The sequence below is a fragment of the Dysgonomonas sp. Marseille-P4361 genome (genome assembly GCF_900343125.1).
Classification (GTDB): Bacteria; Bacteroidota; Bacteroidia; order Bacteroidales; family Dysgonomonadaceae; genus Dysgonomonas.
This window is the reverse complement of sequence record NZ_OPYL01000001.1, coordinates 151,503-169,059: the sequence shown is the minus strand read 5'-3', so window position 1 is coordinate 169,059 and position 17,557 is coordinate 151,503. Positions and strand designations below refer to the sequence as shown.

Sequence of the window (17,557 nt, the reverse complement as noted above, 5' to 3'; positions counted from 1 at the left end):
CCTATGAAAAAGAAACTAACAATTACAGAAGTAGAAAAGCGTATCGCCGACCTGGAGGCGTTGTTGTCTCAGCCTTTGCCGATGGCTACATGGTCGCTCTTAGTTGGCAATTATAACGCATTGAAGATAAAACGATGTCAGATGAACGGCGAAAGCCCCTCAGTCGATTACAGTAAACCCGAATATATAATTTAAAATAGTATAGATATGGCAAAGAGAGCAAAGAAAACAGTATTGACGAACATTTCAGACGAGAAAATGAACGACGCGTTGGCGGCATACGCAAAAGCTGACGCCAGCATCACAAAGATTAACGCCGACCTGGATGTCAAATTCACAAAATTACGCGACGAGAAAGCCGACGAGCTGGCGAAGCTGGAGGCTGAGAAAAGCGAAGCGTTCGACCTGGTGCAAGCTTACGCACTGGAAAACAAAGAGACTCAGTTCTCGAAGAAAAAGAGCGTCGAGCTAACGCACGGTACTATCGGCTTTCGTATGGGTACGCCAAAGATTAAAACACTCAAAGGCTTTACACAAAAAGCCGTCGCTAAGCTTTTAGAAAAATTAGCGCCTGAGTATGTGCGTAAAACGGTTGAACTTGACAAAGAAAAACTTATCGCCGACCGCGATAAAGAGGGCATGGCGGCAAAAATGAAAGATTACGGCGTCGAAGTGGTGCAAGATGAAACATTTTACATTGAGCTTAAAAAAGAGACAAGCGAATGAAAATAAGGCTAAACAAAACGGTGATTTTTACCTGGTCGGGTATTCTGATAGGTAGTGCGGTGTTTTGGGTGTTGCTGGTATGGTTTTCTCTTTGGTTTTTGAATGTGGTTAATAACTATTTAAACAGTCTTTAAACAATGATTACAGAGTTTTGCAAGATACTAGGCATTAAAGAGAGCGAGGTTTTAGGGCGTAGCCGTACAAATAGTACGGCGGTTGCCCGCCACGTTTACTATTGGCTCATGTATCAAAGTGGGTATTCTTACTCGAAAATAGGACGACTAAACGGTCGCACCCATTCAACGATATTGAACTCGGTAAATGTTGTTAATGACGCTATCGAAGTTAAAGACCCGCAAATAATGGCAGTATGGGACAAAGTAAAACACTTAAGAGCAAGTAACACTACAGCCCCCGAAAATATAGAGGTGCGCAATTTTTGTTGTCCTAACTGTAACGGGTCGGGTAAAGTCGTAGTATTTGAGGACTGGCTCGGCTTAGCGCCGCCCGAACTAGATACGTGCGAAGTTTGCGAGGGTGTCGGCACTTTTGAAGCTAGAAAGATAATAGTATGTAAGAACGGAATATTAGTAATAAAAGTTTGATAAAGTAATGAAGATTAAAGTTTACATATCGGGGGCAATTAGTAGCCTACCATACGACGAGGCAAAGGAAATGTTTAACAAAAAAGAAATAGAACTACAAAGCCAAAATTTCGAGGTCGTAAACCCATTTAATAATGGTGAAGAAAAAGACGCACCCTGGGCGGCTCACATGAGAGCGGATATAAAGGCACTTTTGGACTGTGACTGTATTTATATGCTTAAGACTTGGGAAAACAGCAAAGGAGCAAGACTGGAGCACAATATCGCTTACGAACTGGGTATGGGAGTTATTTATCAAACAGAAAAGTAAAAACAATGAAAAAGAATAGAATTAAACAATTATCAAAGTCGTTTGTATTATGGGCGCTTTCTGTGCTCTATGTGCTGACTTTTCATGCTGTCGGGTTAGTCTTGTATTATTTATCAAAGATAGTGCGCGTAATAGCCTTTTATTTGACTCTAAACCCAGCAAGTGCACGGAATGAGTTAACGGGTTTTTGGCGAATGTATAGAGCTATTGACGATATGAATATAGTGTACTCGCAAAAAAAATAAAAGCCCCTAACGTCCTGGAAACGAAAAAGAGCTTTGTAAGTGGCTATTACAAAAGTAAATAAAATTTTCGGGACTTATGGCAAAAAAGAACATTAATAAACTACGTCTATATGAATTAGTGCAAGAAATGGTCGATAAATACTATGAGCCAGGAAATCAAAGCAAATCAAAGGCGCAAGCTTATCGACAGCATATAACTAAAGTTTATCCCATGAGCGAGCGCACATTTTGGCGCATTATGGGTACAGATGTTAAAAAAGAAATGAAAGAAGTTACTCACAATCAATTAGTATTAGAATTAGAATTTTAAAAATAGAGCTCCGCGAAATCGGGGCTTTATTTGATTTTAGTAAGTCCGATTAGGATTGAGAAAAAAATATTTATAGCTTTAACCAGTGAAAATAAGAATATTTATGAAAACAATATTATTGCTCCTTGTGTCTTGTTTTTCTTTGTCGATTATTGCACAAGATAATTTGGATACAAAATATAGAATGACGAGCAAGCAAAAACAGCAATTATATAAAAAAGGAGATGGTTTCATTGCTTTAATTGAGACTTATTTGGATGAAAACAACGAAGCACTGAATAGTGGAAAACATATTTCCCGACTATCTGACCCTAGTCAGTATATTGAGAAGGCTCGTGAGAAAGCTAAATTATATAATATTTGTGTGGATTGCTACCAAAAAGAATATAAAACTCAGCTAGATTTATTAGCATCGCAAGACCGAGCTAGACGAGAAAAGTATGAAAAAGAAGCTTTTCGACGCGACAGTATTTTTAAAGAAGAAACAAAAGAGCGGAACGAGAAAATATCAAAACAGTTTAATAGCAAAGAAAGACCTTATGACAGATTTATTTTTGCGATGGATATGTTGGGCGAAAAAAATGGTGTAAAACATGGCAATTTTACCATATTTACAAATATGGATGAAGAATTAGTACGGACACGGTTTAGCTTGTACCTCCAAAGCGTTGGTTTTACTTATGGTGACGAGTCGAAAAAGATTAATAAACTAGGCTTCATACAAGAATATTATGTAAGAAAAATTGCCATAGATAAAGAGATTAACGACTACATACAAGTTAAATATTATTATACAGTACGGAACGAATACCCCTCTTATTATGCTACAACATTAGATATTGACGCCCCTTGTTGGATTGTCGACAAAGTCGTTATCGACGGCACTGCTAATACTATTATAAACCTATATATTAGTTATTGGGCGCAATCAAGAAAAACAATAGGGAGCGATAAAGTTGGCGAAATAGCAACTCATATTTTTATGGGCGATAATGTCTCTTTGCAATATATTTCTCATAATAAATACAGAATAGAAATAACAAGTAAAAATATGGATTATTACAGTTCATATAAAATACTAGAAAAATATAATGAACTTTAATAGATAGGAATAATTTAAAAATAAAATAATAATGAAAAAACTATTAACCTTATTTATGTGTCTTGCCCTGGTGGGGCTTTACTCATGTAGTGACGACGAAGATAACGGCGGCGGTACTGGTGATAAACTAACTTTAACCGTAACATCGCTTTATAAAGAAGCTGGCGACAATGTAACTACTTATCCCGACAAAGGCTCAAAAGTTTATCTTTTCTTTGATGTAAACGGAACATCTAACGATTATAACTATGAGGTAGGTGGTAAGTATAAAAAAGGCGAAAGCAAAATAAATGCCGACCAATCTGCAACAACTGGCACTGACGGAAAAGTTAAAATAAATGCCGAGTTTAAAAATAAGCCTTTGACCGTTGTTGTCGAAAGTGCTAAATATCCAGGGCAATATTATGAAAAATACATAAGCGACTTTTTCGAGTCTGAATTTGTAGATGTTGCATTTAGCCCGCAATAAAACGCCGTTTAAATACTGATTAAATAAAGATAAAGCCCCGCAAAAATGCGAGGCTTTTTTTATACTGTTTGTATCGACGCTTTGATGGTAGGCTTTGCGGGTGTGGTCTTGCGAACTGGGACGCACGACTCGTCAAGAAAGCCGACCGAATAAGTTATATTACGGTTATATATCCCGTCTTGCCTTTTGGGTGGGCTCATTCGCTTGCGCGTCAATTTAGCAAAGCCGTTTTTAATAAAGTCTTGCCCGTGTAAAGCCTGGTTTACTTTTGTGCATATCGCCCAGTTCTTGTGAGCTTCTATCTTTTGACTTTTCGGCGCTCGGTTTGACGTATTACTGAGCCTCATAAAATAGAGCTTTACAGTTACCAGGACAACGCCTCGTTGCCTGAGCTCGCCCTCGTCGGTATATTCAGCGTCTTGCACCTCAATAAGTGCACACGGATATTTAACGGGCGGTTGTGCATAGTCGTCCATTTGTCCCCAGTCGTCGTCTATATATTGAAGTTCGGGAACTTGCGCCTCCAGGCGGTCTTGTATTGCTTCGATTAATCTATCCATAATAATATATTATTTGCGGTTTGAAAAAAGCCTTTTTATTGCTTCGCTTACGTTTTCGGTTGCCACTTCACGAATTATTTTATTTACTTCGGGAGCGTCGCCGATAAACTGGCGTTGCGGTATATTGACAGAGTACCCGCGTACGTTTGCCTTTTGTCCGTACGATGCCCTTTTATTGTTCTTGCTGAAACGTCCCTTTCTATCAAAGTGTAAAATCTGTTTACGGGGCGGCATATTGATTGTGCCCCCCTCATTGTGTATGGCGGTGTACGGCTTTGACGAGCTAAAGACCAGGCTTTCGGCTTTTATCTCGGACTTTATCGAATTGCGCATTGCTGAGCTACGCACCAAAAGCGAGCCGCGCGATACTGGGCGCTTGGTTGGTTTCCAGGGTGCGCCACTGAAAAAAGCCTTGCGCTCGAAATTTCGGTCGAAAGCCTCCGTTAAATCGACCTTTAAATCTTTTAAAATATTGTTTATAAAGTCGCTCATATTAAATAAATTAGTATTTTTGTAAAAATGGCTTATTGTATGAAAACTATTTTTGATTATAACCCTACGTCCGACGAGCTTAAGGCTATCGGCTTTTACTCTTTCGTTACTTCAGGAGCACTTGGCTACGCTGGAGAAATGACGAAAGAAGTTTACATGCAAAAAGTACCACAAGACAAAGCCATATTTGATACCGCCCTATTACTGGAATACCGCAACCAGGACGCCTCCGAGCTATGGGCTCAAATACCCGAAATGCACGACGAATATGTGCGCGGGTTTGACTACGAGCAAATAGAGGCTTAATCTTCGCTTTTCTTCTTGTTTTCATTTATAAACTTCTTTGTTTCACGTCCTATCGTGCCGTAGTTGCTTAACAGTTTAGGTTGGAGCGCTTCGACTGCTTTCGTTTCATCTATACCGTTATCTTTTAACAGCTTTCTGAAATCGGCAACGTGTCGCTGATAACCCAGCCCGTCGCTCAATATCTTATCTTTGTGCTGAGCCGTACCGCCTAAACGTTTCAAAAAATCGCCGTAAGTATGTCGGGCGACAAACTGGTTAACGGTTTCCATTTCTTGCCGTGTAACGTTCGTAAAGTTGGTCGGCTTTGTTTTCGTTTTAGCGTGCAATATCTCATGCCATAAAGACTCGACGCTATATTCTTGCTTAAATGTCAGTTTTTCGCCTTTCTTGATAGCTCCGAGCGCCCCTTTTAGCTCGTCAGCCGCGTTAAAGGTGTCGAGCTTGCCGTCTATCTTAATTGTAAAGGTGTGCGTCGATATAGATATTTTCGAGCCCCTCACCCATTCGTTTGTCGAGGGTTTATATGCCATGCTATGTTGCATTAAATAGCTTCGGGACTTTGCAAAGCCTACTTTGTCAAGCCCTTGTCTAAAGTCGTCGGGGCTGAGCTCGGCGTATTTGCTTAGTATATTCTTTACCTCGTTATTGGTTGGCTCGTCACCTTTGATAAAGTCTTTTAAATTTATCAGTGCGTCGCTGGCTTTACCTTGCTCGCTCAATTTCTTTACAACCTCTTTATTGTTAAAATACGGGTGTGTTTCGGGAAAGATTATTTTTTGCTTTCCAGGATTGAAGCGAAACATTGCCGACGTGTTAACGCCTCCTTTGCCTACTGTATAAGTCGCCTTTTCGCCCAGGTCGTTAGCCGTTGTGCTATCCGTTGCTGGGTAACGATTGACGCGGACCTGCACCACATTACAACGACACCTCCAGCCGTTCGGCGGAAAATATTTAGCCCAAAACGGGTCGCTTGGCGGTAACGTGATATCGTGCAATACGGCATGCTCATAGCGCACACGGCTATCGTTTGCGGTTCGGTACTGCAAATTGTAACGGTCGCCGTCCTTTTCAAAGTCAGCCCATTTACTCGCCATTTGTGCCGACTGTGTGGCGAATAGATACTCGCTTTCTAAATAGTTTTTGTTGTAATTGTTATGCACCTGGCGCACGTCCTTAAAGAACTTAGAAAAGGGCTTTATTTCGCCTTTCTCGTCTTTTAGTAAGTCGCTCAGAGCTCGGAGCTCGTCGAAAGTCTTACAACCCGAAAACACATACACATTATTGCTAAAGTGTTGCATCATTTCGTCGGGTATCTCGTAAACAATGCCTTTGCGTAGTGCGTCTTGCAAAACGTTGTTTATTTCGTTTGTCAAGCCTTGCACGTTTCGGTTATCCAGGTCGTCGGGTGTAATTTCTGTTTTTTTCTCTTTATACGCCCAGCGTACAACCTTATTAAATGCGCTTTGTAGGTTGCTTTCTTCGGTTGCCGACAATACAATAGGCTCAACGTACCCGCCGCAATCGGGGCACGTACAATTATAATAATCGTGCAACGTCAGTTTTTTAGGTGTTGCCGTGCCCGCACCTACTGAAAATTTAATTTTTTGCCCTCTTTGTTGCTGGTCGGCTCAGTCGCTTGTATCGTCTCGAAGCGGTCGCCCTCGACCTCAATCCCGAATTTTTCTTTTATCCATTCGTCCGACACTTTCTTATGAGGCATTATTTTAACCGTCATATCGAAAAGCTTGTCTAAGTCCTCGGCGGCTGAAAACTTAAATTTCGAGTTGGTTAATGGTATCCAGCCGATGCGTCCCAGTGCTGGTATAACAAGACTATTCATATAGTTTTCAATCATGCGGTTATTAGCTTGCACGCGATTGTCTGCTATATCGACGCTTACCTTTTCCTTGCTTTCGTTGCCGTTCTTGGTGTCTTGCCCGATTATCGCCCCCGAAACGAGCATGCTCATTTCGTTATTACACAAGCGTATGAGGTTATTATAAACGTCGCCGTTTGTACTGACGCCCTGGGCGAACTCGAACTCCTCGGTACTATCAATAATAAACCACGCCGCCGCCCCTATATCGCGCATCATTTTTTCGGCATTATCCAGCATATCGGGGTTGCGTGTGTCTGTTTTCATTACGCGGGGCGGTATGCCGTAAATTTCGCAAAGTTCAGACCAGCACGACTGCGCAAACTTTTTGAATAACGCGTGCGGTACGGCTTTATTTAAGATGCCTAGGTGCTCAGCGTTGAACTCCAGTAACCAGCGCCCGTACTCCTTAGCTTGGCGGTACTCGATATAATTGTCGTAGGTGTAATCATCATAAAATCGCCCAAAGTCGGGAACTACGTTTCGGCGGTCTATCAATGTGGCTTTTTGTACGCCGCTTTCGACTGACAACTCGACCAGCGAATAACCGAAATACTCACTATCTATTATTTGCCCGAATAAGTCTTGCATAAATGGGAGCTCGTTTATTATAGCCGTCATTTTCTCGTCGAGCTTTTTGTCGGGTGTCTGCATTTCAAAGCCCGCCGCGATTGTTTGCTCCCTTTGATTCATTATTTGAGAGGTAAGGTGGGCGTCGTCCATTATATCCGTGTAGATACCTTGCAAAAGGTATTGTTTCGGATTCTGAGCTGACAATGCCAGCTCACGGGCTCGTCTTAAGTCTGCAATATCGCGCACGGTTTGGCTTACAGACTTGCGCACGGTCTGAGGTGCAAACCTGGGTTTGTGGCTTGCTATGCTTTGAGTGTTGCCGAGTTTGGCGCTCAGTGTTGCTATTTGTCGGTTTAGAAACTGCTTAATCATAAGACTTTATTTTATTCGTGGTTAAACTTGGGGCGACTGCCATATCTAAAAAGTTTCTTTGCTGACGATCCAGTCTCGCCCTCGTCAGTTTTTATTGTTGGTAAGTTTGGCGTTATTGTCGGCGTGCCTTTGTGATTACCTACGCCCGCAACCTTTTCGAGCCAGTCGATAGCTCGGTCGTAACGTTCTTTAACGTGTTCGTGTATTATATCTACATTCGACAACCGACAAACACGATAGAGCGCTATATCCTTGCATAGCTCCAGGATAAGTGCGTCACGGTCGCCGCCCTGGGCGCTGAATATCTTATCGACGTCGTATTGCGGTCGTCCGTCTTGCCATTGCTTTTGGTTGCTGGGGTTTAGGTAACTTTTCATTTCGGAGACGGCGGACTCTATCGCCATAACCGCGATAGTGTTGTCGTTCTCTATTATTGTTTCAAGCTGGTAACTGTACATTACCGACCTTAATTCGTCAATCTCTAAAAACATGCTTATAACTGTTTAAATAGTGTTTAATACTGATTAATAGCGTCGCGAGCTTCGCCGTTGTGTTCTGTATGTGCCCTGGCGTTTTGCCAAATTTTCGTCTAGTATCTTATAGCCTCCCTCTATACAGTCGGGGGCGTCCATCGCTCCTTTGTAGGTAGGCGAAACAACGCCGAACTGTTCGACCACTGTTTGCATGTGCTGGTTATCCTTTTCGCGTTCGTTGAATATCAGCAAGCCCAGGCGGTTAGCTGGCTCTAATGTGCCCTCAATACGTGTAAATTTGTCGGGTTTCTTGCGGGCGTCGGGGCGTATGGGTACGATGTAACCCTTTGAGCGTCCTATCTCTTTGAATAACGGGATAAATACGTCTTGATAAAATGGGTCTTGTAGGCTGTTATTCTCAATGTAGTAATACACATTATAGCCCTTTGTTAGTTCGTAAATATCATAAAACCAGTTAACAAACTTTGCATTTGTCGTTTGCTCGCAAAGTGCTTTAATAACGTAGGTTACGCCCTCTTTGTCGCGTCCCATTAATGCGACGACCTTATAAGAATTATTTTTAACCTCACGGCTCGACGGGCTGGGGTCGGCATAAACGATAAGTTGCTCCAGTTCTCGGAGCGGTGGTACTTTGCCCCAGTTCAATTTTTTAAAGACGCGCCCCTCGGTTTGTGGGTTGTTAAAATACTCCGTTTGAGCCGCCGCGTAAGATATTGTACTGAGCACGCGGTCGATATCTTCTTCGCTGTTTTTTGCCTCCCATGAGCTTTTGCCGTTTGTGCGTATGTTGACAATATCCACAAAGTCGGCTTTTTTCATAAGCTCGGTTACACAGCAATACTCGGCTATAATATTACCACACACCAGCACCAGCAAAGGAATATTAACCGCCCGCGTAGGTATGAGCGCCCCGAATATCCAATCGACCCGCTTCTTTATTATTTCGGGGTTTCGGCAATCCTGGTCGGTGTCTATATCGTCAATCAGAATAACGTCTGGTCGTGCCGCATCGTTACGAGTACCGCGCGGGCTTTGGTCTGCTCCGACCGCCCGAAAAGAAATGCCTTTGCGCGTTTTAAACTCGGTATCTTTCCATTTAAAAGACTTTTGCAAGCCGTAGTCGTTTATTATACGCTGGTTACTATCCAGGTTAGCACGGTAAGGCTCTAAAAGACGTTTAGCGTTATCCTCAGAGTTCGACACCATGATAACGTTCTTTTTCTTGCCCGTAAGTGTTAATTTTAGCACGTTTTTCATCGCTTGCGTTGACTTGGCAAGCTCACGCGCCCAGGCGTCCACTTCAAACCACTCACCACGCAAACAACGCTCGCGCGCTTCGCCTTTTACCTCGTTTCCTGGCTTGCCTTGTATTCGCTTTGTTGAGCGTTTATGGAACGGTGCGGGCTCGTACTGGTTATACATAGGCAAATAGTAAGCAAACCACGCCTCGTCGTCAGCCTCCAGCATCTTAATACGCGCTTGTTTTTGTGCGTATGTTTCGGTAATATCTACAACCGTCGAACGTTTGAGAGCTTCGCGGTACGCCTCCCATTCGTTAAAAGCTTGTTTGTCTGCTACCTTTGCCATTACAATTTAGTTTTTATGTAGCCGTCGAAAAGCTCGCTTAACTCCTTAGCTTTTTCGGGGTCGAAGCCTCGCACCCATTCGAGCACGCCGATTGAGACGTCCACTATTTCACGCACGCCCGTTTCACTTTCCAGCTTTTGGGCGGCGCTCGACAACTTAAGTAATGTATCAGCCTCTTTACTGTTTGCGAAGCGTTGCCCTGGGTCACGCATAGATATAGCCTCGTTAATCTCGTTTATCTGAGCATAATATCGGGCGAGCTGTTTTTCCTTTGTTATTGTCAAGCTGGCGAGCTCTAAGTCCCATTTCTCAGTATTAACCCATCGGCTAATCGTTTGTACCGTAACGCCGACCAGCTCGGCAATTTCTTTTTGCTGATATTGCCCCGTCAGAAAGAGCGCTTTTGCGTTCTTTTTTTTTGTGTCTGTTTTTGGTGTTTTAGCCATCTAAAAAGCATTAATATTTAACGCAAAATTGAGGCTTATATAATTGAATATAAAAAAGATATGCCATTCTGACGGATGTTTTTTGTAGCCTCTTTTTTGGTCGGTTACTTTGCTCTATAATTCAACAAAAAGCAATGGACGAAAAAGTAAAAGGAGCAACCCAGGACGAGAAAGATTTTACCCTTTCGGATGGTAGCCGAATAAATACAAAAGGCTTTCGCGTCGACCTGGCTGGCGGGCGTTATGAGCGTTTCGACAATAACCCCGTAATGCTATACGACCACGATACAAAACAAGTTATCGGGCGATGGGAAAATCGCCGCCTGGAAAACGTGCAAATGAAAGCGAAGCCCGTGTTCGATATGGGCGACCCCGCCGCCGCAGAAATAGCCCGCAAGGTCAAAGAGGGCTTTTTAAAAGGTGCATCTATCGGTCTTATTCCTTACAAAATGGAGCAAATTGGCGACGACTATGTGCTTACCGACTGGGAGCTTATCGAAGCCAGTGTGACGCCCATACCCTCCGACCCTGGAGCGGTACGCCTATATAACGAAAAACGCGAAGAGATAAGCTTCGAGCAATTCAAACTAAGTTTTAATAATTCCAATAACAACAAAAACAGTAAACAAATGGACGAAAAAGACACTATCGTATTGACGGCGGCAACCCGTCAGAGTCTTGGTTTGTCAGTTAATCCGACAGCAAAGGAAATTGAACTCGCCGTTGCTGAAAAGGACACAGAAATCGACAAGCTAGAAAAAGAAAATAAGAAGCTAAAAGAGGCGGAAATCGACACGTATTTGTCGCAGGCTGTAAAAGACGGCAAACTGACGCAAGACGAGGTCGCAGACCAACGCGAACTGGCGCTCTTAAACTTTGACAAGGTTAAGGCTTTGATTGACAAAAAGCCCGCCCAGGCTGGCACTTCGTTAAACGACCTAACCAAAAGAACAAATTTAACAACTGGCGATCGTGCTGGCTGGGACTATTTGAAATGGTCGCAAGACGACCCGCGCGGACTTGAAAAGCTGAGAGCTGACAATCCGAAAGAATACGAGAGATTATTAACCGAGTTCCAAAACAAACAGTAAACAAACATTTTCAATTATGGCATACGCAGTACATTTATTTTTAGCTGTATTTCTTGACCTCTTTTATCCCGACGACTCGTGGTTAAATGAGTTGACAGATTACGACCACATGGTTAAATATGACACTATTAACCTGGCAGAAATCGGAGCTGACCCCGAAGTATTGGAAAACAACACCGTTTATCCGCTTGTACCCGTACAAAGAGAGGACAATAAGATAACCGCGACACTTTCCACATTCGACACCAAACCGACCCACATAACCAATGTAGAGGACTTGAACGTCGATTATAAAAAGACTAAGTCCGTGATGGGGCAACACGTCAATGCGTTACGCTCTAAGTGTTCTAAGTCGGGCGCTTTCAGTTTATCACCTCAAAAGCATACAATAGAGACACCCGTATTAAAAACAACGGGCGCTCCAAATGCGCAAGGCTATAAGGCTTTAACTTATGAAGATATAACAAACCTATCGCTTGCATTTGACGACGCAAATATCCCCGAAGATGGGCGCGTTATCGTGCTTTGTCCTCAGCATAAAAAAGACTTGAAAAATGAGAACATGAAGCTTTACAAAGCTATGATGAGCGACAAAGAAATCGACGGCTTTAAAATCTACTCACATACGGCAAACCCTACTTACGACGCAGCAACGGGCGAAAAGAAACCTTACGGTGCGGCTGACGGCAACCCTAGCTCATTCGCTTTTTATAAGCCTAGAACATTGCGAGCTCGCGGGTCTGTTATAGCGGAAGCCGAAAGACACTTTGCTACTTATCGCGGTAACCTGGTAGGCGCACAAGTTCGTTTCGTGGCTATGCCTTTGACTAAGAACGCATGCGGCGCTATTTATAGCGACAACAAAGAGTAAGAAATAAAACAATAAGATACTAGCCGATAGGTAAAACGGTCGGCTAGTAGCTTCTAAAACAAGTTATCAAAATGGCAAACAAACCAAATAAAAAAACAAGTGATGCTCCAGTGGATAAACAAGTTAATGACGTGGTGGCAACCGACGAAAAGAAAGCCGAACAAAAACAAGTCGAGGCGGTACAGACAGCAACCAAAGCTGACGAAATCAATAACAATAACGACCAGCAAGGGGCAATGGCTGAGAGCCTGGGTGCTGAAACAAAAGGCGAAGCAACTGAAACGCCAAGGGGTGAACTTGACAATCAAATAGTCGGTCGCTTTGTAAACGTGGAGGGTGTAATCTTTTTTGAAGTGCCTATGGATATGTTAAGACGCGACGCCCTGGAGCAACTTATCGCCGATTGTGAGCTGGATATAAACCCCGACGGGCTGAATGACGACGAGTTGCGCGAAGCTATTAACGAGCTTATCCAAAACGAAAAAGCCGAGTACGAAACAAGCCAGGCTGAGTACAGAGCCAGGCTGACAGAAAGCGACAAAAACAAGATTGACGAGGTAGCTCACAAGCTATTCGCCAAACGAAACTTTAAGGAGCTTTATTTCACGGCTGATTGTACACCTTTTACGGCTGAGAACGACGCGAAGCAACACGCGATAAAGCTTGAAAACAAAGCGGTTATTAAAAGAACAAAAAGCGATTTATAAAAATGGGACTACCTAATGTTAAAATAGATTACGGCAACGGGGCGCTGGGGCAAGCTATCGCCAGCGCTGACGGTCTGCTTTGTCTTATCGTAGTGGGTGCGGTTGCCGTTGCCGATAAATTCGACCTGGCTAAAACTTACCCATTGCGTAAAGCTGGCGACCTGGAGAGCCTGGGTATTGATTCGGAAAATAACCCCGAAATATACCAGCTTGTAAAGCACTTTTACACTGAAGCAAAAGAGGGTACTAAAACTTATATCGTCGGTTATCCCGATACGCTGAAAATGTCGGATGTATTGGATTACGACAACCCCTACGCCCGCAATGTTATTGAGTCGCTAAACGGTGAAGTGCGCGGGCTATTCATTACCGCAAAAGCTGGCGAAAACCCGACAATCACTAAAGGACTGGACGACGACCTGGAAGCGGCAAAGCTTAACGCTGAAACGTTGGGCGACTGGGCGACTGAGACGCGATTTGCTCCTATTTTCGTGATTATCGACGGGCTCAATTATAACGGCGACCCCGAAGCGCTCGAAGATATGCGCAAGCAAAATTATAACCGTGTGGGTGTTGTTATCGGAGCTGGAGCTCCAGGCTCGGCAAACCAGGCTATCGGCTTAATTGCTGGGCGAGTGGCGATATCGCCAGTACAACGAAATATCGGGCGAGTGGCTGATGGTGCGCTTAACGTGCTGGCTATGTATGCGGGTGATAAGGCGGTCGAAGTTGCAGACGTTGAAACCTTACACGATAAGGGTTATATCACTTTTCGCACGTTAGTCGGTCGGTCGGGTTACTTCATTTCTGACGACCCCCTGGCAACGCAAGCGACTGACGACTATAACCAGTTGACACGCCGCCGCGTGATTGATAAAGCCTATCGTATTGCTTATGCGGTACTGATAGAAAAACTACTCGATGAAATACCCGTAAATGCTGACGGCACAATGATAGAGACAACCGCCCGTTCGTTCGAGCTGGCAGTCGAAAACGCTATCGTTACCAATATGACGGCAAACGGCGAACTTTCTACCAATCCGAAAGATACGACCGACCGAGGCGTAAAATGTACAATAGACCGCACCGTAAACGTGCTGGCTACAAACAAGGTGAGCGCTGAGCTTCGCATCCGTCCGCACGGCTATTCTAAGTATATAACCGTATTACTCGGTTTTGAAGTAACACAACAAAGTTAAAAGTATGGCATTAAGTGATTTATTTCTAATCAACGGACGCGAGTACGAATGGGCTGATATTAGCCTTAACGTCGGCGGTATTGATATAAAAGGCTTTCGCAATGTAAACTACAAAGAGAGCCAGGAAAAAGAGCCCCTACACGCCAAAGGAAACAAACCGCGAAGTATTCAGCGAGGTAACAAGACTTACTCAGGCTCGCTCACTTTCACGCAAAGCGAAATTATAGCGCTTAAGACGGCGGCGGGCTCTTTGTCCCTACTGGATATTAAAGTCGATATAATCGTGGCATATACGCCCGAAAATTCGGCAAAGATACGCGTCGTTACAATCCTGGGCGCTGAGTTCACGGATATTGAAGAAAAGATGGCGCAAGGCGATAAGTTCATGGAAATAGAGCTCCCATTTGTGGCGCTGGATATTATCGCGGCTTAATCAGTATTAAACAGCATTTAAACAGTTTTTAAAATGGCAAAAGAGAATATAACAAACCCGACGCCCGAACAAATAGAGGGCTGGAAAGAAAAGTATAAAACCGTGCATAAACTCACTATTGAGGACAAAACGGCTTACCTGAGAAAACCCGACCGCCGCACGCTTTCGCTGGCAATGACAAAAATATCGAAAGGCGATATTATGGGCGGCTCAGAAGCAATACTGGAAAATTGCTGGCTCGGCGGTGATACTGAGATAAAAACCGACGACGACCTATTTATGGCGGCGGTGGGTAAAGTAGGCGACTTAATCCAGGTTAAAGAAGCCGAGCTGGAAAAGCTTTAAGGTTAGCGGAGGTCGACGAAAAGCGCGAAGATATCCGCATACTGGACGGACAACTACGCTACTACATGTGCATTGACCCCGACACGCTAACCGATGACGAATGGGCAATGCACATTAAAACACTGGAATATATAAGAAAACAAGAAGCTGGTAAAAATGAGTAATTTATTTACATACGTTATTGAGTTGCGCGACAGAGTATCGGGTACGCTTCGCCGTGTTGGTGGCGGGCTTGTCGATGCGTCAAACCGTGTGCAAAACCTACGCAACCAGGTACGGCAATTAGACCGCACACCCTTAAATAACTTAAGGAACTCATTTACTAACCTCTTTAAAAATATCCCTTTTGCTCAGTATATATTCAACCCGCTCACTATTGCTGGGGTCGTAGGAGGTCGAGCCCTTAAGCTGGGTATCGACGAAGAAATGCGGGGGGCGTCGTTTGAGGTCTTGTTTGGAGGCGAAGAAAACGCCCGCCGTATGATTGATAATATAGACGCCTACGCCAAAAAGACGACTTACGGAAAAGCTGGCTTAAGCGCGGCAGTGCAAACAATGGCGGGCTTTGGTGTAGCCCAGGAACGAATAATGCCAAACCTTAAGGCTATCGGCGAAATAGCAATGGGCGACAGAAACAAACTGGACTCTTTGTCGCTCGCCTTTTCGCAAATGTCGGCAACGGGGCAACTGATGGGGCAAGACCTTAACCAAATGATAAACGCGGGCTTTAACCCGCTTTTACAAATGTCGAAAGACACGGGTAAAAGTGTCGGCGTGCTGAAAGACGAAATGGGCAAGGGTAAAATATCGGCGGATATGGTCGCCCAGGCTTTCCAAAATGCAACTAAAGAGGGAGGGCAGTTTTACGGCATGTCTGAGCGAATGGGTAAAGAGGTCGGAGGCTTGGCAAATCTTGGCTTTTCTCTAATCAATGACAAGCTGGTACAGTTTTATAACTGGATGCAACCTTACATATTGCCAGTTATGCAAAACTTTATTTTGCTCTTATCCGATTCGGGCGCTTTCATTGATAAGGTAGTCGGTAAGCTGGAGCGATGGTATAATCAAAATAAGATTTTAGGCTCAATAATCATTTTTATAACGACAGCCATAGCGGCTTATAACGTTGTTATCGGACTTGTAACGGTGGCGACGAAAGCCTGGGCGGTGGCGCAAGGTATATTAAACGTTATTATGTCGCTTAACCCCGTCGGGCTGATTATTGCGGGCGTTGTGGCGCTCATTGCTTTAATTGCTTTTCTGATTGTCAAAATTGACGGCTGGGGCGAAACCTGGGACAATGTGCTGAAAATGTGCAAACTTGGGTTTGAGCTCTTTAAAACCGCCGTAACCCTTATATGGCTTAAAGTACAAGACGCTTTCTTAACTGGCTTTGAAGTCATAGAGAAAGGCTGGTATAAGGTGCAATCGCTATGGAATAAGGACGCCGCAAACGCTGGACTCGCAAAACTGGAGGCTGAACGCAACGCCAGGGCTAAAGAGATAGCCGACACGCAAGGCAAACTTGGCGACCTGGCTAAGCAAATGTCAGAAATGGAGGTCTTTAAACTTCGTGTAAATGAAACCTCTTTTAGTGATGTAGCTAATAGCTTAAAATCAAAGCTCGGTATTTCGTCGGCTGGTATTCCTGGCATGGCTGGCGATGGTGACAGCACGGGCGGTGGCGGCGGAACTGGAGGCACGGGCGGAACTGGGGGCGGTAGCGCTTCGGGTGCGGCGGCTAACAGTATCGCGACGGGTGGCTCTAAAACGACACATATAACGCTGACTATCGGCGAAATGGGTAATAACATGACTATAAACGCTAATAATGTGCGTGAGGGTGCGCAGAAAATCAGAGAAATAATACAAGATGAAATCGTGCGCGGGTTATTAATGACGCAAGCAAATCTCTAAAACATGGCTATACAACCTTTAAACCCTTTATTCAGACGTAGCGACGTTATACTTCGCGAAGTTAAGGAGCTGGTCGAAAGCGGGCAAACGGTGGCTATGGTAATGCCTTTTACTTTCTATTTGCCCGACGACTCGGAGTGGCTATTGCCTTATGAGCCTTTAATTTCGGTGCAAGGCGAAAACGTGATTGTAAAGCGTAACGTCGCAAAGTCCGAGGGGCGAGGCTCTATTAAGGAGCGATGGGCTGAGGGTGATATAAAAATAATGATTGAGGGCACATTTGTAAACGCCGACCTCACCAAATACCCAGCGACCGAAGTACAAAAGCTCAGACAAGTAATAACGCAACGGCGGGCAATAAAGATAAAAAACGAATTACTCAGCTTGCTAAATGTAAACTATTTAGTTATCGAAAGTTATTCGCTCCCATTCAGCAAGGGCGAAAACGTGCAAAATTATAGCCTTACGGCGCTGAGCGACGACAGTTATAACCTTTTTATAGAAGTTAAGTAAAATGTTTG

General features: G+C 43.9%; 24 protein-coding genes and 1 pseudogene. 17 read left to right on the top strand and 8 right to left on the bottom strand.

Annotated elements, in window-relative coordinates:
* Positions 1–3: 3 nt before the first annotated feature.
* The 8 genes from DHU68_RS00770 (at position 4) to DHU68_RS00735 (ending at position 3,767) form a co-directional block, all read left to right on the top strand.
* Positions 4–195 (top strand): hypothetical protein, encoded by a 192-nt coding sequence (locus DHU68_RS00770; RefSeq protein ID WP_108821071.1) that lies wholly within the window; start codon positions 4–6, stop codon positions 193–195.
* A 12-nt stretch (positions 196–207) separates the two neighbouring features.
* Positions 208–726 (top strand): host-nuclease inhibitor Gam family protein, encoded by a 519-nt coding sequence (locus DHU68_RS00765; protein ID WP_108821070.1) that lies wholly within the window; start codon positions 208–210, stop codon positions 724–726.
* 137 nt (positions 727–863) lie between these two features.
* On the top strand, positions 864–1,331 hold the full coding sequence (locus tag DHU68_RS00760; RefSeq protein ID WP_108821069.1) for a helix-turn-helix domain-containing protein: 468 nt from the start codon (positions 864–866) through the stop codon (positions 1,329–1,331).
* A 7-nt stretch (positions 1,332–1,338) separates the two neighbouring features.
* Positions 1,339–1,641 carry a DUF4406 domain-containing protein gene (locus DHU68_RS00755; protein ID WP_108821068.1) on the top strand — a complete coding sequence of 101 codons (303 nt, stop codon included), beginning with the start codon at positions 1,339–1,341 and terminating at the stop codon, positions 1,639–1,641.
* A 5-nt stretch (positions 1,642–1,646) separates the two neighbouring features.
* Positions 1,647–1,886 (top strand): hypothetical protein, encoded by a 240-nt coding sequence (locus DHU68_RS00750; RefSeq protein WP_108821067.1) that lies wholly within the window; start codon positions 1,647–1,649, stop codon positions 1,884–1,886.
* A 76-nt stretch (positions 1,887–1,962) separates the two neighbouring features.
* On the top strand, positions 1,963–2,196 hold the full coding sequence (locus DHU68_RS00745; RefSeq protein WP_108821066.1) for a hypothetical protein: 234 nt from the start codon (positions 1,963–1,965) through the stop codon (positions 2,194–2,196).
* 103 nt (positions 2,197–2,299) lie between these two features.
* Entirely contained in the window at positions 2,300–3,298 is a 999-nt protein-coding gene (locus DHU68_RS00740) for a hypothetical protein (RefSeq protein WP_108821065.1), read from the top strand.
* A gap of 31 nt (positions 3,299–3,329) precedes the next feature.
* The gene (locus DHU68_RS00735) at positions 3,330–3,767 is read left to right on the top strand and encodes a hypothetical protein (RefSeq protein WP_108821064.1); all 438 of its coding nucleotides are present in this window, start codon (positions 3,330–3,332) and stop codon (positions 3,765–3,767) included.
* Between the two features lie 59 nt (positions 3,768–3,826).
* Here the strand turns inward: DHU68_RS00735 and DHU68_RS00730 are convergent, their stop codons facing one another.
* Positions 3,827–4,327 (bottom strand): hypothetical protein, encoded by a 501-nt coding sequence (locus DHU68_RS00730; protein WP_108821063.1) that lies wholly within the window; start codon positions 4,325–4,327, stop codon positions 3,827–3,829.
* Positions 4,328–4,336: 9 nt separating this feature from the next.
* Entirely contained in the window at positions 4,337–4,819 is a 483-nt protein-coding gene (locus DHU68_RS00725) for a phage virion morphogenesis protein (RefSeq protein WP_108821062.1), read from the bottom strand.
* Between the two features lie 39 nt (positions 4,820–4,858).
* Between DHU68_RS00725 and DHU68_RS00720 the strand changes: the two genes are divergently transcribed.
* Positions 4,859–5,125, top strand: coding sequence for a hypothetical protein (locus DHU68_RS00720; protein ID WP_160111031.1), 267 nt, complete (start codon positions 4,859–4,861; stop codon positions 5,123–5,125).
* Here the strand turns inward: DHU68_RS00720 and DHU68_RS14300 are convergent.
* The 6 genes and pseudogenes from DHU68_RS14300 to DHU68_RS00695 all read right to left on the bottom strand — a co-directional run bounded on the left by DHU68_RS14300 (position 5,122) and on the right by DHU68_RS00695 (position 10,473).
* Positions 5,122–6,039 (bottom strand): hypothetical protein, encoded by a 918-nt coding sequence (locus tag DHU68_RS14300; RefSeq protein WP_255412390.1) that lies wholly within the window; start codon positions 6,037–6,039, stop codon positions 5,122–5,124. The two genes, DHU68_RS00720 and DHU68_RS14300, sit on opposite strands and share 4 nt — an antisense overlap.
* Positions 6,040–6,423 (bottom strand): annotated as a pseudogene (locus tag DHU68_RS14405) (minor capsid protein); the annotation flags it as partial.
* A gap of 287 nt (positions 6,424–6,710) precedes the next feature.
* Positions 6,711–7,946 carry a DUF935 family protein gene (locus DHU68_RS00710; protein WP_108821059.1) on the bottom strand — a complete coding sequence of 412 codons (1,236 nt, stop codon included), beginning with the start codon at positions 7,944–7,946 and terminating at the stop codon, positions 6,711–6,713.
* Positions 7,947–7,957: 11 nt separating this feature from the next.
* Entirely contained in the window at positions 7,958–8,404 is a 447-nt protein-coding gene (locus DHU68_RS00705; RefSeq protein ID WP_255412432.1) for a phage protein Gp36 family protein, read from the bottom strand.
* A 66-nt stretch (positions 8,405–8,470) separates the two neighbouring features.
* Positions 8,471–10,027 (bottom strand): hypothetical protein, encoded by a 1,557-nt coding sequence (locus DHU68_RS00700; RefSeq protein ID WP_108821057.1) that lies wholly within the window; start codon positions 10,025–10,027, stop codon positions 8,471–8,473.
* On the bottom strand, positions 10,027–10,473 hold the full coding sequence (locus DHU68_RS00695) for a DDE transposase family protein (protein WP_108821056.1): 447 nt from the start codon (positions 10,471–10,473) through the stop codon (positions 10,027–10,029). The genes DHU68_RS00700 and DHU68_RS00695 overlap by 1 nt, the downstream gene beginning before the upstream one ends.
* 134 nt (positions 10,474–10,607) lie before the next feature.
* Here DHU68_RS00695 and DHU68_RS00690 point away from each other — a divergent pair, with 134 nt between their 5' ends.
* The 8 genes from DHU68_RS00690 (at position 10,608) to DHU68_RS00655 (ending at position 17,549) form a co-directional block, all read left to right on the top strand.
* On the top strand, positions 10,608–11,564 hold the full coding sequence (locus DHU68_RS00690) for an HK97 family phage prohead protease (RefSeq protein ID WP_108821055.1): 957 nt from the start codon (positions 10,608–10,610) through the stop codon (positions 11,562–11,564).
* Positions 11,565–11,580: 16 nt separating this feature from the next.
* Positions 11,581–12,435 carry a hypothetical protein gene (locus tag DHU68_RS00685; protein ID WP_108821054.1) on the top strand — a complete coding sequence of 285 codons (855 nt, stop codon included), beginning with the start codon at positions 11,581–11,583 and terminating at the stop codon, positions 12,433–12,435.
* A gap of 71 nt (positions 12,436–12,506) precedes the next feature.
* Positions 12,507–13,142 carry a hypothetical protein gene (locus DHU68_RS00680; protein ID WP_108821053.1) on the top strand — a complete coding sequence of 212 codons (636 nt, stop codon included), beginning with the start codon at positions 12,507–12,509 and terminating at the stop codon, positions 13,140–13,142.
* Between the two features lie 2 nt (positions 13,143–13,144).
* Complete coding sequence (locus DHU68_RS00675; RefSeq protein ID WP_108821052.1) at positions 13,145–14,341, top strand: DUF2586 family protein; 1,197 nt, start codon at positions 13,145–13,147, stop codon at positions 14,339–14,341.
* A 4-nt stretch (positions 14,342–14,345) separates the two neighbouring features.
* Positions 14,346–14,774 carry a hypothetical protein gene (locus DHU68_RS00670; protein ID WP_108821051.1) on the top strand — a complete coding sequence of 143 codons (429 nt, stop codon included), beginning with the start codon at positions 14,346–14,348 and terminating at the stop codon, positions 14,772–14,774.
* Positions 14,775–14,807: 33 nt separating this feature from the next.
* Positions 14,808–15,119, top strand: a complete 312-nt coding sequence (locus DHU68_RS00665; protein WP_108821050.1) for a hypothetical protein — start codon at positions 14,808–14,810, stop codon at positions 15,117–15,119.
* A 156-nt stretch (positions 15,120–15,275) separates the two neighbouring features.
* Complete coding sequence (locus DHU68_RS00660; RefSeq protein WP_108821049.1) at positions 15,276–17,036, top strand: tape measure protein; 1,761 nt, start codon at positions 15,276–15,278, stop codon at positions 17,034–17,036.
* 3 nt (positions 17,037–17,039) lie between these two features.
* Entirely contained in the window at positions 17,040–17,549 is a 510-nt protein-coding gene (locus tag DHU68_RS00655) for a DUF6046 domain-containing protein (protein WP_108821048.1), read from the top strand.
* The last annotated feature ends 8 nt before the right edge of the window (positions 17,550–17,557 follow it).

Coding starts and splice junctions, on each gene's coding strand:
- DHU68_RS00770 (WP_108821071.1), top strand. CDS start 4: ATGAAAAAGAAACTAACAATTACAGAAGTAGAAAAGCGTATCGCCGAC.
- DHU68_RS00765 (WP_108821070.1), top strand. CDS start 208: ATGGCAAAGAGAGCAAAGAAAACAGTATTGACGAACATTTCAGACGAG.
- DHU68_RS00760 (WP_108821069.1), top strand. CDS start 864: ATGATTACAGAGTTTTGCAAGATACTAGGCATTAAAGAGAGCGAGGTT.
- DHU68_RS00755 (WP_108821068.1), top strand. CDS start 1,339: ATGAAGATTAAAGTTTACATATCGGGGGCAATTAGTAGCCTACCATAC.
- DHU68_RS00750 (WP_108821067.1), top strand. CDS start 1,647: ATGAAAAAGAATAGAATTAAACAATTATCAAAGTCGTTTGTATTATGG.
- DHU68_RS00745 (WP_108821066.1), top strand. CDS start 1,963: ATGGCAAAAAAGAACATTAATAAACTACGTCTATATGAATTAGTGCAA.
- DHU68_RS00740 (WP_108821065.1), top strand. CDS start 2,300: ATGAAAACAATATTATTGCTCCTTGTGTCTTGTTTTTCTTTGTCGATT.
- DHU68_RS00735 (WP_108821064.1), top strand. CDS start 3,330: ATGAAAAAACTATTAACCTTATTTATGTGTCTTGCCCTGGTGGGGCTT.
- DHU68_RS00730 (WP_108821063.1), bottom strand. CDS start 4,327: ATGGATAGATTAATCGAAGCAATACAAGACCGCCTGGAGGCGCAAGTT.
- DHU68_RS00725 (WP_108821062.1), bottom strand. CDS start 4,819: ATGAGCGACTTTATAAACAATATTTTAAAAGATTTAAAGGTCGATTTA.
- DHU68_RS00720 (WP_160111031.1), top strand. CDS start 4,859: ATGAAAACTATTTTTGATTATAACCCTACGTCCGACGAGCTTAAGGCT.
- DHU68_RS00710 (WP_108821059.1), bottom strand. CDS start 7,946: ATGATTAAGCAGTTTCTAAACCGACAAATAGCAACACTGAGCGCCAAA.
- DHU68_RS00705 (WP_255412432.1), bottom strand. CDS start 8,404: ATGTACAGTTACCAGCTTGAAACAATAATAGAGAACGACAACACTATC.
- DHU68_RS00700 (WP_108821057.1), bottom strand. CDS start 10,027: ATGGCAAAGGTAGCAGACAAACAAGCTTTTAACGAATGGGAGGCGTAC.
- DHU68_RS00695 (WP_108821056.1), bottom strand. CDS start 10,473: ATGGCTAAAACACCAAAAACAGACACAAAAAAAAAGAACGCAAAAGCG.
- DHU68_RS00690 (WP_108821055.1), top strand. CDS start 10,608: ATGGACGAAAAAGTAAAAGGAGCAACCCAGGACGAGAAAGATTTTACC.
- DHU68_RS00685 (WP_108821054.1), top strand. CDS start 11,581: ATGGCATACGCAGTACATTTATTTTTAGCTGTATTTCTTGACCTCTTT.
- DHU68_RS00680 (WP_108821053.1), top strand. CDS start 12,507: ATGGCAAACAAACCAAATAAAAAAACAAGTGATGCTCCAGTGGATAAA.
- DHU68_RS00675 (WP_108821052.1), top strand. CDS start 13,145: ATGGGACTACCTAATGTTAAAATAGATTACGGCAACGGGGCGCTGGGG.
- DHU68_RS00670 (WP_108821051.1), top strand. CDS start 14,346: ATGGCATTAAGTGATTTATTTCTAATCAACGGACGCGAGTACGAATGG.
- DHU68_RS00665 (WP_108821050.1), top strand. CDS start 14,808: ATGGCAAAAGAGAATATAACAAACCCGACGCCCGAACAAATAGAGGGC.
- DHU68_RS00660 (WP_108821049.1), top strand. CDS start 15,276: ATGAGTAATTTATTTACATACGTTATTGAGTTGCGCGACAGAGTATCG.
- DHU68_RS00655 (WP_108821048.1), top strand. CDS start 17,040: ATGGCTATACAACCTTTAAACCCTTTATTCAGACGTAGCGACGTTATA.